The sequence below is a fragment of the Thermus sp. FJN-A genome (assembly GCF_054655095.1).
This window is the reverse complement of record NZ_BAAHSC010000212.1, coordinates 134,618-147,892: the sequence shown is the minus strand read 5'-3', so window position 1 is coordinate 147,892 and position 13,275 is coordinate 134,618. Positions and strand designations below refer to the sequence as shown.

Here is a 13,275-nt window from a genome sequence, read left to right as displayed (position 1 = left end):
CCCGCATGATACACCCCCTCAAGACCCCCCTTCTGGACCGAGGGCCGTCCCTTACCCCACGCGGGCTGGGGCCTGGGGTATCCTCGGGAGGATGAGGCTCTTCACCGCGGAGGCCATGCGAGAAGCCGACGTGAGGGCGGTGGAAATGGGCTACCCCAGCCTCCTCCTCATGGAGTGGGCGGGGATGAAGGCGGCGAGGGTCTACCTGGAGCTCTTCGGCAAGGCCCCCGCCCTCGTCCTGGCGGGCAAGGGCAACAACGGAGGGGACGGCCTGGTCTTGGCGCGGCACCTCCTTTTGCAAGGGGTGCGGGTGCGGGTCTACGCCGCCACGGGCCAAGGGGGGGATGCCCTCCTTGCCCTTCAGGCCCTCCTCGCCCACGGGGCGGAAATCCACCCCCTGGAGGAGGCGGCCTGGCAGGAGGGGGAGGTCCTGGTGGATGCCCTTTTCGGCACCGGGCTCAAGGGACCCCTGGCGGGCTTTTACGCGGGGCTTGTGGACCGGATGAATGCCTCGGGGCTTCCCATCCTCTCCCTGGACCTCCCCTCGGGCCTTCCCTTTAGCCCCCACGTGCGGGCCACGGCCACCGTGGCCTTCGCCGCCCTCAAGACCCCCCACCTCCTCCTGCGGGAGGCTTGCGGAAGGCTTTACCTGGCGGAGATCGGCCTGCCCAAGGCCCTCCTGGAAAGGGAGGACCTGCCCGAGGTGGCCACCCTCGAGGCCCTGAGACCCCTCCTCCCCAAGCGCCCCCTCACCGCCCACAAGGGGAGCGTGGGCCGGGTGGGGGTCCTCGGCGGGTATAAGGGGGAGGGCCTCCGCTACGCCGGGGCGCCCCTCCTCGCCGCCCTCGGGGCCTACCGCATGGGGGCGGGGCTCGTGCACCTGGTGGTCCCCGAGGGCACCCCCTTGGAGCCCTTAGAGGCCGTCTTCCACCCCGTGGGCGCCCCCACCCTTCCTCCCATGAAGGTGGAGGCCCTGGCGGTGGGGATGGGGGGTGGGGCCTGGGGGCGGGCTTGGGCGGTGGAGGCCCTGAAGGCGGGCCTCCCCACGGTCCTGGACGCCGATGCCCTGCAGCCGGAGGTGGTGGCCCTCTACCGCCGGGCCGGGGTGAAGGCCGTCCTCACGCCCCACGCGGGGGAGGCGGGGAGGCTCTTGGACAAGGCCCCGGAGGAGGTGGCCCAGGATCCCGTGGCCGCTGCCAGGGCTTTAGCGGAGGCCACGGGGCTGGTGGTGGTCCTTAAGGGCAACCCCACGGTGGTGGCGGAAGGGGAGAGGCTTTCCGTGAACCCCACGGGAAACCCCGCCCTGGCCACAGGGGGGACAGGGGACGTGCTTTCGGGGGCCATCGCCGCCCTTTTGGCCGCGGGGCTTTCCCCCTTTGACGCGGCGAGGCTTGGGGTCTTTCTCCACGGCCTGGCGGGGGACCTCCTGGCGGAGGAGAAGGGGGTGGGGCTCCTCGCCCACGAGGTGGCGGAGGCCCTGCCCCGGGCGCAGCGGCTCCTCCAAGAAGGAAGGGTGCCCCCGGTCTTCTCCCTCTGTTAGGGAAGGCTCACGCAAAGGGCGGCCCCCGGTTCTGGCCAGGACGGGGTCCTAGGCGCCCCCAGGCCTTCAACCTCAGGAAAGCCGCAGTTTTAAGGTCTAGGCAACCCCTGCTTTAAGGGCCTTGCTCCAAGTGGCCCAGACCGAAAGCAAGGCCATCCCGATGCCCACACCCCCGATCACCCCGGAAAGCCCCTCCAAGCCTACCCCGGCCAGCAGGGCCCCGAGAACATAGCCCCCGTCCCGGAAGAACCGGTAGAGACCCAAGGCGGTTGCCCGTTCCTCGAGGGGAGCCCGGTCGGCCACCCAGGCGATCAGGGTAGGGTAGGCCATGCTGGTGCCAAGGCCCAGAAGGAAAGCAGCAAGAAGTACCCCCCCCAGCCCCAAGGGCAAGGCCAGAAGGAGGAGGCCAAGCCCCTGGAGAGCCATTCCCCCCACGATCAGGGGAGCACGGCCCCTGCGGTCGGAAAGGGGCCCGAAGACGAGCTGCCCCCCGGCCCAGACCAGGGGATAAAGCCCGGCCACCAGGCCAATCTCCGCCGGGCCAAAGCCCCGGTAAGCCAGGAGGATGGGGAGGGCGAGCCAGACCAGCCCATCCTTGAGGTTGGTCAAAAGGCCCAGCAGGCTCGCCACGCCTATTCCCGGGACCCAGCGGAGCCTTAAAGGGGTAAGGGGTCGGTGGGTCTCCCGCACCCCCAGGGAAAGGGCAAGGGCCAAAAGGGCGACCCCAAGGCCCAGGTAAAAGGGAGCGGGGCGGAGGCCCTGGGCCTCGGCCACCACCCCGGTAAGAAAGGCGAGGAGGCTCACCCCCAGGTAGCCGGCAAACTCATTGACCCCGGCGGCCACCCCGCGGCGGTGGGGAGGCACCAGGTCCACCATCATGTTCACGGTCATGCTCCAGGCAAGGGCCTGGTTCACCCCCAGGAGAACGTTGGCGGCGATAACCCACCCCCAGGAGGGAGCCCAAATGAGGAGCAAGGGGACGGGCACCCCTAATGCCCAGCCCAGCACCAACACCCCCTTCCGTCCAAACCGGTCGGCCAAGGTACCAGCGAGAAGGTTGAACAGGGCCTTGGCAAGGCCGAAGGAGAGGATAAAGCCGCCTAGGGCCGCGCCCTTTTCCACCCCGAAGGCCTCCTTGGCCAAAAGGGGCACCACGGTCCTTTCAAGGCCCACCATTCCCCCCACCAGGAGGTTGACGAGGGCAAGAAGCCAGAAGAGCTTCATCCCCCAAGCCCCAGGTTGGCGGCTCGGACAGCCTTGTGGTTGGGTGGGGGAGGTGGGATGTCCTTGAGCATATGGGCCACAAAGGCGGCCTCGTCCAGGGAGGCCGCCAGGGCAAAGGCCTGATTATGGCGGCGTTCAAAGCCGAGGGTGGAGACGGGCTTCCCGGAAAGACCGCGGCCGCATACACTACCGCTATAAGCCCCGGGGTACACCTCCACGTAGTCCGGGAGGGCCAAAAGTCGCTTGGCACTCCCGTAAAGTGCCCTTGCTCCCTCCTCGGCCTCCGTTTCCAGCTCGGTCCGCCCCATGTCCCCCACCATCAGGAAATGGCCGGTGAGGATCATCCAGGGTTCGTCCCCTCTCGTGCGATCGGTCACGAGAAGGGTGAGGTGCTCGGGGGTGTGGCCCGGGGTGTGCCAGACCGTAAGGCGTACGTTGCCCACCTCCAAAACATCCCCATCCTCCACCCCTAGAAACCCATAGCCCGCAGGGGTGCCCCCCCAAAGCACATAGGGGGCGTTGCTTTCCTCCGCCAGGGCCCTCCCGGTGGAAAGGTGGTCAGCGTGAACGTGGGTGTCCACCACGTAGGCAATCCTCAAGCCTAAGCGCCGGGCCTCCTCCAGGTAAAACCTGGGCTCCGCCACCGGGTCCACCACCACCCCAAGCCCCTTACCCGCACAACCCAAAAGGTAAGAGATCGCCACCACAGGCTCTTCGTGCAGGTATTGCCGGAGGATCATTGACGTACCTCCTCCCCGCCTTTACTCTGCAAAACATCCCTCGTGCGCCACCCTATAACCGACATTCCGCACCCTCCTCATTCTAGGAGGCAATATCGCCTCACCCCCAGGAGGTGCGCCACCCGTTCGCGGTGGAGCTTGAGGCTGAGTCCCGCCATACCCGCAGATTGAAGGACCTGTGAAGTCCCACCTCCACCCCTAAGATAGGGCCTCTTCTTCCTGTCAAGACCCCAGGGAAGAGCCTGGTATGCTGGGACAGGATAGGGTTATGGAACCCCTTCCCCGCCTCTATGTCCCCGCCACCCTGGCCAACCTGGGCTCAGGCTTTGACGCCTTGGGCGTGGCCCTGGACCTCTACCTCGAGGTGGAGGCCCACCCCGCCAAAGAGGACGCCTTCTGCTACCAGGGGGAAGGCCAGGTGGAGGGAACGGACAACCTGGTCCACGAGGGGTACCGCGCCGGGATGCGGGCCCTGGGGCTGAAACCCGTCCCCCTAAGGGTGCGGGCCTTCAACCCCATCCCCCTGGCCCGGGGGATGGGGAGCTCCTCCGCCGCCCTGGTGGCCGGGGTGGCCCTGGCGGACCGGCTCTCCGGGGGAAGGCTTGGGCGGGAAGGGGTCTTCCGGGTGGCCGCCAGCCTGGAGGGGCACCCGGACAACGTGGCCCCCGCGGTCTACGGGGGCTTCGTGGCCGCCCTGAGCGAGCCTCCCCTGGCCATCCCCTTGCCCCCTCCTCCGGGCCTCCGCTTCGTCCTGGCCGTGCCCTCCTACGAGGTGCCCACGCCCCTCGCCCGCGAGGCCCTGCCCCGGCAGGTGCCCCTCGAGGACGCCGTCTACAACCTGGCCCGGAGCGCCCTCTGGCCTGCGGCGCTCGCTTCGGGGAGGCTCGAGGCCCTGAAGGAGGCCTGCCGGGACCGCCTGCACCAGCCCCACCGGGCCCACCTCATGCCCGGGGTGCTGGAGGCCATAGAAAACGCCCTGGAGGCGGGAGCCCTGGCCGCCTTCGTGGGCGGGGCGGGGCCCACCCTGGCGGCCCTGGTGCGGGCCGGGGAGGAGGAAGGGGTGGCGCGGGCCCTGGAACCCTACCGGGGCCAAGGGCGTACGCTAGTCTTGGGCTTAGGGGGGGGATACTTCTGGAAGGAAACCTGAACACCATCCCCTTGACGGAGCTCCTGGAGCTCATCCACGCCAGCCGGCGCTCGGGGGTCTTGGAGCTGAAGGCGGGCCCCCTTCCCCTCTCCTTGCGCTTCGCCGCCGGGGAGGTGGTGGGGGCGGCCATCCTGGACTGGGAGGGGCTGGAAGCCCTCTTCACCTTCCCCCTGCATCCGGCGGAGGGCACCTTCCGCTTCCTATCCGCGAAACCCCCGGAAGCCGCCCGGGCCCTCATGCCCTTCTCCGCCCTCCTGGGGGAGTGGGCCCGGGTCAACGACGAGTGGGACCGGTTCCGCACCCTGGTGGACTCCCCGAGCCGGGTTCTGGAGGCCATCCGTCCCAAACCCCTCCACGAGGTCTTCCAAGGGGGCAAGAGCGTCCGGGCCGCGGCCAAGGCCTGGGGGGTACCCCTTCTCATCGCCATGGAAAGGGCCTACATGGGGGTCCGGGAGGGGGACCTTTACCCCTTGCGCCGCTACGCCTGGTACGCCCTGCGCATCCGGCATCAAGGGAGGAAGGGCAAGACCCAGGAGGAGTTCGGAACGCTTCAGGCCCTGCTGGACGGCACCCGCAACCTGGGGGAGGTGATCGCCGCAGGGGTACCCGTGGGCCTGGTGCGCCGCTACCTGGTCCAGGCCCTGGCCTCGGGGGAGGTCGCCCCCACGGGGCGGGGCTGGCTCCTAAGGGACCTCACCTGGGAGTTGGAAAAAGAGGAGAGCGCCTAGGCGCCTCCTGCTTCAGGCCCCCTCCCAGGGGGTTACTTCTTCTTGCGGGGACGGTACTTGCCGTAAGTGCCCCGCCAGATCTTGCCCCTGCGGGTGCGACGGTCGCCCTTGCCCATACCCACCCCCTTAAGCGCTCGCGGCGGAGAGGAACTTCTGGACCTTGCGCGCCAGCCGAGACTTCCTGCGGGCGGCGGCGTTCTTGTGCAGGGTGGAGCCCTTGGCCGCCTTGTCAATCAGGCTCTCGGCCTTGCGCATGATCTTCAGGGCCTCCTCGGCCTTGCCTTCCTGGGCCAGGAGCACCGCCTTTTTGCTCAGGGTCTTGATGGCCGACTTCTTGGCCTTGTTGCGAAGCCGGCGCTTCAAGGACTGCCGGTGCCGCTTAAGAGCGGAAAGGTTCCTCTTGGGCTTCTTCTGCGCCATTTCTCTCCCCTTCGTGCCCCTTCCGGGCAAGCCAGGCCTAAGTGTAGCACACCCTTAGCCTAAGGGGCAAATCGGGTGGTCACCCAGTCGTAGCGCACCCGCCCCTTGGCCCCCTGAAGCTGGAAGCGGAGGATGTACTCCCCGGCCTGGACGGGAAAGCGGAGCTCCTCTTGGAAGCTTCCCGCGAAGACCCGTTCCCCCACGGGGCGGCCTTCCCGTAGCAGGGCCACCTGGAGGCGCCCTTCCTGGAGGCCGCCCGCCACCTTGACCTTCACCTGGTCGTAAAGCCCTGTCACCCGCAAGGGGTACCGGGCCTCCCCGGTGTAGTTCCAGTAGAAGACGGGCAAAAAGGGCGGGTAGCCCACCGCCAGGCCGTAGCGCTCCGCGTACCAGTAGAGGCCGAGGGCCAGGAGGGCCAGGAAAAGCAGGCTCCGCATTGCCTTCAGTATACTTGGGCTCATGGCGGACCACGGGCTTACCCCGGAAGAAGCCCTGGCCCTCCTCAAACGGGGGGCCGAGGAGATCGTCCCCGAGGAAGAGCTCCTCCTAAAGCTCAAGGAGGGGCGGCCCCTCACCGTCAAGCTCGGGGCAGACCCCACCCGGCCCGACCTCCACTTGGGCCACGCGGTGGTCCTCAGGAAGATGCGCCAGTTTCAGGAGCTCGGCCACAAGGTGGTCCTCATCATCGGCGACTTCACCGGGATGATCGGGGACCCCTCGGGCCGGAGCAAGACGCGACCCCCTCTCACCCTGGAGGAGACCCGGGAGAACGCCAAGACCTACGTGGAGCAGGCGGGGAAGATCCTCAGGCAGGAGCCCCATCTCTTTGAGCTCCGCTACAACTCCGAGTGGCTGGAGGCGCTCTCCTTCAAGGAGGTGGTCCGGCTCACCTCCCTCATGACCGTGGCCCAGATGCTGGAAAGGGAGGACTTCAAGAAGCGCTACGAGGCGGGCATCCCCATCTCCTTGCACGAGTTCCTCTACCCCTTTGCCCAGGCCTATGACTCCGTGGCCATCCGGGCGGACGTGGAGATGGGGGGCACGGACCAGCGCTTCAACCTCCTGGTGGGCCGGGAGGTGCAGAAGGCCTACGGGCAGCCCCCTCAGGTGGCCTTCCTCATGCCCCTCCTCGTGGGCCTGGACGGGCGGGAGAAGATGAGTAAGAGCCTGGACAACTACATCGGGGTGGCCGAGCCCCCGGAGGTGATGTTCAAGAAGCTGATGCGGGTTCCCGATCCCCTCCTGCCCAGCTACTTCCGCCTCCTGACGGATTTCACGGAAGAGGAGGTGGAAAGGCTCCTCCAGGCGGGCCCCGTCCCCGCCCACCGGGTCCTCGCCCGCCTCCTCACCGCCGCCTACGCCAGGCCCAGGATTCCCCCCCGCCTGGACCGGGCCTTTTACCAGAGCCTGGGCTACGCCTGGGAGGCCCTGGGCCGGGACAAGGAGGCGGGCCCCGAGGAGGTGCGAAGGGCCGAGGCCCGCTACGACGAGGTGGCCAAAGGGGGTATCCCCGAGGACCTCCCCGAGGTGGAGATACCCCCCTCCGAGCTCAAGGGGGGCCGGATCTGGGTGGCCAGGCTCTTCACCCTGGCGGGCCTCACCCCCTCCAACGCGGAGGCGAGGAGGCTCATCCAGAACCGGGGCCTCCGCCTGGACGGGGAACTCATCACCGACCCCGGCCTCGAGGTGGACCTCTCCCGCCCCCGCATCCTGCAGCGGGGGCGGGACCGGTTCGTGCGGGTGCGGCTCGGGGACTGAGCGCCCCCTTGGGGGCTTCCGCCTCGGCGGGGTACTTAGCCCCCCTCCATGGGCCTTAAGGGCACCTCGTGCCCGGTGGCGTAGAGGGTTTCGCCTTCCGCCTCGAGGCGCAGGCGGGGCAAGGGGAAGCGGGGTGGCCCGTAGACGGCCTTCCCCCCAAGCAGGGGGTCAAAGGCCCCGAAGTGGCAGGGGCAACCCAAGAAGGGCCTCTCGTAGCGGAAGTTGTAGAGGAGGGAGGCGGCCTCGGGGTCGGGGACGAGGTTCACCGTGCACCCCTGGTGGGTGCAGATGCGGCTAAAGGCGGCGTAGTGCTCCTCCCCCACGGATAGCCCCCCGGGGGCGGGCTCGGGGAGACGGAGGAGAAAGGCCTTGAGCTCCCCCAAGGGGAGGGGGTAGAGGAAGGGCTTGGCCTGCCACACCCCTAGCTCCCCAAGCCGGGCCAGGGCCACCCTCGGGCCCTCCTTCCAGGTGGGCTCCCCCGCCTCCGGGCGGGGGCGGAAGCGGAGGTTGTAGGTGCGCACCCCAAACCAGGCGAAAAACCCCCCCGCCACCGCCACGGGGAGGTAGAAGACGAGGTCGCGCCGCTTCATGGCTACAGGGTACCCAGGTAGTCCAAGAGGGCTTGTAGCTCCTCCTCTGAGAGGGGGATGGCGGGCATCTGCCCCCGGCCCTTAAGGACGATCTCCCGCACCGCCTCGGGGGCCCTCAGGACGGGGTTCCCCTTAAGCCTCGGGCCCACGCCCCCTTCCCCCTGAAGGCCGTGGCAGGCGGCGCAGCGGGCCTGGTAGACGCTCCTTCCGTCCTTGCCCCCCTGGGCCCGGGCCTGGGCCATGGCGATGAGGGCCTCCACCCGCTCCCTGGCCTCCCCCCCGGCCTCCAGGTACCGCCGCCAGGCGGCGATGGCCTCCTCCATCCGCCCCTCCTGGAAGTAGAGGTTGCCCAGGAAAAGCCACCCCTCCGCCGCCTTGGGGTCGGCGTGCTGGGCGATCTCCAGGAAAAGCCGGGCCTCCTCGAGGCGCCCCCCCATGAAGAGGAGGATCCCCACCCGCCGGACCGCCTCCACGTTCCTCGGGTCCTTCTTGAGCACCTCCAGGTAGGCCTCCGCCGCCTGGTCGTAGACCTCCAGGGCGTAGGCCCGCCTCCCCCAGGCCAAAAGGTCCTCCACCTCCCCCGTCCGCTTGGCCTTGTCCGCCAGGGCCTTGAGTTCCCGGGCCTCCTCCCGGGCGGTGACCGTGGTCTCCCCGGGCAGGCGGGGCAGGGTGTAGCGCCAAAGGCCCACCCCCAGGAGGACCACCACCCCCAGGGCCAAGGCCGCGGGCCAGGGGTTGAAGGCCCGGGGGGCGGGGGGGCGGTACCCCTCCAAGGCCCGCTCCAGCTCCACCATCCGGGCCAGGGCCAGCTTCTTCTCCTCCCCCTCCAGGGCCGCGGCCTCCGCCCGCAACACCTCCAGCTCCCGCAAAAGCTCCTCCCTCCTGGGCGGCTCGGGGAAGGGCTCCTTGGGGCCCAAGAGGGGCCTCAAGGCCAAGAAGAGGCCCAGGAGAAAGAGGGTGAGAAAGAGGAGGGTGGCCGTCATCGGGGGGGCTCCTTCAGGCGGCGCTCCGCCTCCTCCAGGAGTTCCTTGGGAAGCGGCTTGGGCCGGAAGTAGGCGAAGAGGCCGAGGCCGAGGAGGAGGAGGCCCACCAGGGGGAGGACCCAGACCCAGAGGGTGACCCCCCGCCTTGGCGGCTCGTAGAGGATCCACTCCCCGTAGCGGGCCACGAAGAAGGCCCGGATCTCCTCCGCCGTCTTGCCCTCCTCCAGCATCTCGGCGATGAGGCGGCGCATCTCCACCGCCACCCCCGAGTTGCTCTCCGCCGCCGACTCCCCCTGGCAGACGGGGCAGCGGAGGGTCCGGGCGATCTGGAAGACCTGGGGGGAGAGGTCAGGAGGGGGTCCCTCCTGGGCCAGGACGGGAAACGCGAGGAGCAGGAGCAGGAAAAGCCCTCTCACCGAAGCACCTCCGTGAGGTATTTTTCCAGGGTGGCCTGGTCTATGGCCCCCGCATGCCGGGCCAGGACCCGGCCCTCCCGGTCTATGAAGTAGGTCTCCGGCACCCCGTACATGCCGTAGTCCACCCCCACCCGGCCCCTGGGGTCATAGACCTGGGGGAAGGTGAGGTCGAACTGGGCGATGAACCTGAGGGCGTCGGGCTCCTTGTCCTGGGTGTTCACCCCCAGGAAGAGCACCCGCCCCCGGTAGCGGCGCCAAAAGGCCTCGAGGACCGGGGCCTCCTCGTAGCAGGCGGGGTAGCACCAGCTGGCCCAGAAGTTGAGGAGGATGGGCACCTTCCCCAGGTGGTCCGCCAGGCGGAAGGTCTCCCCCCACTCCCCCCGGTAAGGGGGGAGGAGGGGAAGGGTGAAGTCGGGGGCGGGCCTCCTCTCCTTGGCCAGCACGGAAGGAAGCTCCTTGGGGTTCCGCTGCATGCCCCAGAAGAAAAGCCCCCCCAAGGCCAAGACCAGGAGCACCCAGAGCCAACCCCTCACGCCGGGCTCACCCCCCTAGCTTCCTCGGCCCGCCCCGCAGGCCAGAGGGTGTAGAGGGTCCCCAGGGCCATGAGCCCCCCCGCCACCCACATCCAGAAGACCAGGGGGGTGACGATGAGGCGAAGGGAGGCCCACTCCCCCTTCTCCCGGTCAAAGTCCATGAGGAGGAAGTAGTAGTCGTTCCCCGGGGTGTAGACCACCTTGGGGGCGGGGAGGGGGGTGTTCATCTGCGGGTAGAAGTGGAGCCGGGGCCTGACCTCCCCGAAGCGGTCGGTTTGCAAACGGGCCTCCACGGCGAAGCGCCGCCCCTCGTCCAGGGCCCGAACCCCCTGGAAGGTCATCCGCACGCCCCCCACCTCCCAAGCCTCTCCCCGGTGGAGGGTTTTCTCGCTCTCCAGGCGGTAGGTCTGGCTGAAGGCGATGGCGAGCCCCATGAGGGCCACGGCGAAGTGGACCACCAGGCTCCCCACCCGCCTGCGGTTTTCCAAAAACCCCCAAGGGGAAAGCCCCGCCCGCACCCGGCCCAAGACCCCTTCCCGCACCAACAGCAGGATGGCCGCCCCGTTGTAAAGGAAGAGCCCCACCGCCAAGGAAGCCCCCAGGGTGTAGCCCCGCCCCAGGCCCAAAAGCGTCCCCAAGGCCAGCACCGCCAGGAGCAGGTAAAGGTTGCGGAGGACCTCCCCCCTGGGCCTGCGCCAAGGGAGGAGGGGCCCCACGCCCATGAGGAGGAGAATCCCCGCGCCGATGGGGGCGGAAAGCTGGTTGAAGAAGGGGGCCCCCACGCTCACCTTGGCCCCGGTGAAGGCCTCGGCCAGGAGGGGGTAGAAGGTGCCGAGGACCACCACCAAGGCCCAGCCCGCGAAGAAAAAGGCCCCGAGGAGAAGCGCCCCCTCCCGGGACAGGGGCCTAAAGAGGGCGGTGTCCCGCACCTCCCGGGACACCCGGGAGAGGAGGCCAAAACCCAAGGCGGTGACCAGGAGGAAGAACCCCAAGAAGGCAGGCCCCACGGGCCCCTCAGCGAAGGCGTGCACCGACTGGATGATGCCGCTTCGGGTGAGGAACGTGCCCAGGACCGTGGCGGCGAAGGCCAGGGTCACGAAGGCGAAGTTCCAGGCCTTAAAGGCCCCCCGGGTCTGCTGCACGATGGCGGTGTGCAGGAAGGCGGTGGCCAGAAGCCAAGGGATGAAGCTGGCGTTCTCCACCGGGTCCCAGGCCCAGTACCCGCCCCAGCCCAGGACCTCGTAGCTCCACCACATGCCCGCCACCTTCCCCGCGGTGAGGAAGCCCCAGGCCACCAGGGTCCACCAACGGGTTTCCTCCACCCAGGTCTGGTAGCGCCGCGTGGCCATGGCCGCCACCGCATAGGCGAAGGGCACGCTCAGGCCCACGAAGCCCAGGTACATGAGCACGGGGTGGACAGCCATCATCCAGTGGTTCTGCAAAAGCGGGTTGGGGCCGGTGCCGTCCGCCGGGGGGGTGGGCAGGGTTTGGAAGGGGCTTGCGATGGTGGCCATGACCCCGAAGAAGAAGACCTGGACGCCGAAGAGGACCGCCAGCACCAAGGAAGCCCGCCAGGGGTCCAGGGGCCTCCGGCTGGCCAAGGCGGTGTAGAGGGTCTGCAAAAGCCCCCAAAGGAGGATGCTCCCCTCCAGGGCCGCCCAGGGGGTCACCAGGGTCACCCAAAGGGGGTCCTGGGTGGAGTGGTTCCGGGCCACGTAGGCCAGGCGGAAGTCGTGGGTGAGGAGGGCCCACTCCAGGGCGAGGAAGGCGGCCAAGGCCGCAAGGAGGGCCGGAAAGACCAAGGCCTTAGCCCCCCTTAGGAAGCGCCCATCCCCCTGGAAGTAGGCCAGGAGGGCCATGGCCAGGCCCAAGAGGCTAAAGGCCAGGGCCAGGCTCACGCCCAGGTTGCCGAGCAAGGCAGGATTCACTTGGCCTCCTCAATCAGCTTGCGCACCTCTTCCGGGGTCCAGCCGGCCTTGGGAGCCTGGTAGGTCTCCGAGTGCTTCACCAAGAGGTTGTGGCCCTGGAAGAGCCCCTCCTGGAAGCGGCCCTCCACCACCACCCCCTGCCCCTCCTTGAACATCCCTGGGGGCGTGCCCTTGTGGAAGACGGGCACCTCGGCCACCCCGTCTGTGAGGACGAAGCGGAGTTCCAGGCGGTCCTTGTCGTACTGCACGGTCCCCTCCTTCACCAGCCCCCCGAGGCGCACGGGGCGGTTCTGGTAGCGGGCCTGGTCCTGGAGGTACTCCGAGGGGGTGAGGAAGTAGACCAGGTTCTGCCCCAACCCGCCAAAGATGAGGTAGGCCAAGGCACCCAGGATCACCACGAGGCCGATCAGGTACTTCCCCCTCATCTCGCCCTCCGGTAGCGCCAGAAGAGGTAGGCCAGGTAGCCGAAGACCGTGAGGTAGGTGAGGGCGTAGACCCAGGTGACGAAGACCTCGCTCACGCTTCCTCCTTTCTGGCCTCCAGGGCGGCCACCAGGCCCCGGAAACGCAGGAAACCCAGGTAGAGGAGGGTGAAGACGAAGAGGTTGAAGAGGAGGGCCTGGAGCATGGCGGGGTCCATGTGGATCTTCCCCGTGGTGAGGTCAATGGACTGGGTCTGGTGCAGGCTGCGCCACCACTTCACCGACATGTAGCTGATGGGCACGTTGAGGAAGCCCAAGATCCCCACCGCCGCCGCCGCCTTGCGGCGGAGCTCCGGGTCCTCAATGGCCCCCCGGAGGAGGAAGTAGCCCACGTACACGGCGAAGAGGATGGCGGTGGTGGTGAGCCTGGGCTCCCAGGTCCAGTAGACGCCCCAGGTGGGCCTGGCCCAGAGCATCCCCGTCACCAGGGCAAGCCCCATGAAGACCAGGCCGATCTCCGCGCTGGCCGAGGCCACCCGGTCGTACCGCGGGTCCTGGCGGAAGAGGTAGAGGAGGGAGTAGACGAAGGTGACCAAGAAGGCCAGGTAACCGAGCCAGGCCCCGGGCACGTGCAGGTACATGATGCGGGCCAGGTACCCCTGGTTCACGTCCGGGGGAGCCGCCAGGGCCAGGTACAACCCCACCGGGAGGAGCAAAAGCCCCAGGGCCAAAAAGGCCCAGGTGAGGGCATCGGGACGGTCAGCGTTGGCTGCCTTCAACATCTTCTTGCCTCCACGCACTAAGCATAGCCGCGGGCCGGGTGAAAAGTCTGTGGCCTCCTTGCCCT

General features: G+C 68.6%; 16 protein-coding genes. 4 read left to right on the top strand and 12 right to left on the bottom strand.

Features of this window, described 5'->3' with window-relative positions:
• Positions 1-91: 91 nt before the first annotated feature.
• Positions 92-1,540 (top strand): NAD(P)H-hydrate dehydratase, encoded by a 1,449-nt coding sequence (locus ACYQ0J_RS11200; RefSeq protein WP_460172189.1) that lies wholly within the window; start codon positions 92-94, stop codon positions 1,538-1,540.
• A gap of 96 nt (positions 1,541-1,636) precedes the next feature.
• Here ACYQ0J_RS11200 and ACYQ0J_RS11195 read toward each other — a convergent pair whose 3' ends face one another.
• Positions 1,637-2,764: an MFS transporter gene (locus ACYQ0J_RS11195; protein ID WP_460172188.1), complete on the bottom strand. Its 1,128-nt coding sequence runs from the start codon at positions 2,762-2,764 to the stop codon at positions 1,637-1,639.
• Complete coding sequence (locus ACYQ0J_RS11190) at positions 2,761-3,468, bottom strand: MBL fold metallo-hydrolase (RefSeq protein WP_460172187.1); 708 nt, start codon at positions 3,466-3,468, stop codon at positions 2,761-2,763. Before ACYQ0J_RS11190 ends, ACYQ0J_RS11195 begins: the two co-directional genes overlap by 4 nt.
• Positions 3,469-3,772: 304 nt before the next feature.
• Between ACYQ0J_RS11190 and thrB the strand changes: the two genes are divergently transcribed.
• Both thrB and ACYQ0J_RS11180 read left to right on the top strand, forming a co-directional pair.
• Positions 3,773-4,651: a homoserine kinase gene (gene thrB, locus ACYQ0J_RS11185; protein WP_460172186.1), complete on the top strand. Its 879-nt coding sequence runs from the start codon at positions 3,773-3,775 to the stop codon at positions 4,649-4,651.
• Positions 4,636-5,379 (top strand): DUF4388 domain-containing protein, encoded by a 744-nt coding sequence (locus tag ACYQ0J_RS11180; protein ID WP_460172285.1) that lies wholly within the window; start codon positions 4,636-4,638, stop codon positions 5,377-5,379. Before thrB ends, ACYQ0J_RS11180 begins: the two co-directional genes overlap by 16 nt.
• Positions 5,380-5,411: 32 nt before the next feature.
• On the opposite strand, the gene ACYQ0J_RS11175 is transcribed toward ACYQ0J_RS11180, so the two are convergent.
• The 3 genes from ACYQ0J_RS11175 to ACYQ0J_RS11165 are packed head-to-tail and all read right to left on the bottom strand — an operon-like array spanning position 5,412 to position 6,236.
• Entirely contained in the window at positions 5,412-5,495 is an 84-nt protein-coding gene (locus tag ACYQ0J_RS11175; protein WP_008632889.1) for a 30S ribosomal protein THX, read from the bottom strand.
• Between the two features lie 10 nt (positions 5,496-5,505).
• The gene (gene rpsT / locus ACYQ0J_RS11170; RefSeq protein ID WP_460172185.1) at positions 5,506-5,799 is read right to left on the bottom strand and encodes a 30S ribosomal protein S20; all 294 of its coding nucleotides are present in this window, start codon (positions 5,797-5,799) and stop codon (positions 5,506-5,508) included.
• A gap of 59 nt (positions 5,800-5,858) precedes the next feature.
• The gene (locus ACYQ0J_RS11165; protein ID WP_460172184.1) at positions 5,859-6,236 is read right to left on the bottom strand and encodes a hypothetical protein; all 378 of its coding nucleotides are present in this window, start codon (positions 6,234-6,236) and stop codon (positions 5,859-5,861) included.
• 22 nt (positions 6,237-6,258) lie between these two features.
• Between ACYQ0J_RS11165 and tyrS the strand changes: the two genes are divergently transcribed.
• Complete coding sequence (gene tyrS, locus ACYQ0J_RS11160) at positions 6,259-7,557, top strand: tyrosine--tRNA ligase (RefSeq protein WP_460172183.1); 1,299 nt, start codon at positions 6,259-6,261, stop codon at positions 7,555-7,557.
• A 35-nt stretch (positions 7,558-7,592) separates the two neighbouring features.
• Here the strand turns inward: tyrS and ACYQ0J_RS11155 are convergent, their stop codons facing one another.
• From ACYQ0J_RS11155 to ccsA, 7 genes are all read right to left on the bottom strand, one after another.
• Positions 7,593-8,147 carry a Rieske 2Fe-2S domain-containing protein gene (locus ACYQ0J_RS11155; protein WP_460172182.1) on the bottom strand — a complete coding sequence of 185 codons (555 nt, stop codon included), beginning with the start codon at positions 8,145-8,147 and terminating at the stop codon, positions 7,593-7,595.
• Between the two features lie 2 nt (positions 8,148-8,149).
• Positions 8,150-9,130, bottom strand: coding sequence for a c-type cytochrome (locus tag ACYQ0J_RS11150; RefSeq protein WP_460172181.1), 981 nt, complete (start codon positions 9,128-9,130; stop codon positions 8,150-8,152).
• The gene (locus ACYQ0J_RS11145; protein WP_460172180.1) at positions 9,127-9,546 is read right to left on the bottom strand and encodes a cytochrome c-type biogenesis protein; all 420 of its coding nucleotides are present in this window, start codon (positions 9,544-9,546) and stop codon (positions 9,127-9,129) included. The genes ACYQ0J_RS11150 and ACYQ0J_RS11145 overlap by 4 nt, the downstream gene beginning before the upstream one ends.
• Entirely contained in the window at positions 9,543-10,079 is a 537-nt protein-coding gene (locus tag ACYQ0J_RS11140; protein WP_460172179.1) for a TlpA family protein disulfide reductase, read from the bottom strand. Before ACYQ0J_RS11140 ends, ACYQ0J_RS11145 begins: the two co-directional genes overlap by 4 nt.
• Positions 10,076-12,007 (bottom strand): heme lyase CcmF/NrfE family subunit, encoded by a 1,932-nt coding sequence (locus ACYQ0J_RS11135; protein WP_460172178.1) that lies wholly within the window; start codon positions 12,005-12,007, stop codon positions 10,076-10,078. Before ACYQ0J_RS11135 ends, ACYQ0J_RS11140 begins: the two co-directional genes overlap by 4 nt.
• Entirely contained in the window at positions 12,004-12,432 is a 429-nt protein-coding gene (gene ccmE / locus ACYQ0J_RS11130; protein WP_460172177.1) for a cytochrome c maturation protein CcmE, read from the bottom strand. The genes ACYQ0J_RS11135 and ccmE overlap by 4 nt, the downstream gene beginning before the upstream one ends.
• Positions 12,433-12,523: 91 nt before the next feature.
• Positions 12,524-13,210, bottom strand: coding sequence for a cytochrome c biogenesis protein CcsA (gene ccsA, locus ACYQ0J_RS11125; RefSeq protein ID WP_460172176.1), 687 nt, complete (start codon positions 13,208-13,210; stop codon positions 12,524-12,526).
• Positions 13,211-13,275: the final 65 nt, after the last annotated feature.

Coding starts and splice junctions, on each gene's coding strand:
- ACYQ0J_RS11150 (WP_460172181.1), bottom strand. CDS start 9,130: ATGACGGCCACCCTCCTCTTTCTCACCCTCTTTCTCCTGGGCCTCTTC.
- ACYQ0J_RS11195 (WP_460172188.1), bottom strand. CDS start 2,764: ATGAAGCTCTTCTGGCTTCTTGCCCTCGTCAACCTCCTGGTGGGGGGA.
- ACYQ0J_RS11165 (WP_460172184.1), bottom strand. CDS start 6,236: ATGCGGAGCCTGCTTTTCCTGGCCCTCCTGGCCCTCGGCCTCTACTGG.
- thrB (WP_460172186.1), top strand. CDS start 3,773: ATGGAACCCCTTCCCCGCCTCTATGTCCCCGCCACCCTGGCCAACCTG.
- rpsT (WP_460172185.1), bottom strand. CDS start 5,799: ATGGCGCAGAAGAAGCCCAAGAGGAACCTTTCCGCTCTTAAGCGGCAC.
- ccsA (WP_460172176.1), bottom strand. CDS start 13,210: ATGTTGAAGGCAGCCAACGCTGACCGTCCCGATGCCCTCACCTGGGCC.
- ACYQ0J_RS11175 (WP_008632889.1), bottom strand. CDS start 5,495: ATGGGCAAGGGCGACCGTCGCACCCGCAGGGGCAAGATCTGGCGGGGC.
- ccmE (WP_460172177.1), bottom strand. CDS start 12,432: ATGAGGGGGAAGTACCTGATCGGCCTCGTGGTGATCCTGGGTGCCTTG.
- ACYQ0J_RS11200 (WP_460172189.1), top strand. CDS start 92: ATGAGGCTCTTCACCGCGGAGGCCATGCGAGAAGCCGACGTGAGGGCG.
- tyrS (WP_460172183.1), top strand. CDS start 6,259: ATGGCGGACCACGGGCTTACCCCGGAAGAAGCCCTGGCCCTCCTCAAA.
- ACYQ0J_RS11155 (WP_460172182.1), bottom strand. CDS start 8,147: ATGAAGCGGCGCGACCTCGTCTTCTACCTCCCCGTGGCGGTGGCGGGG.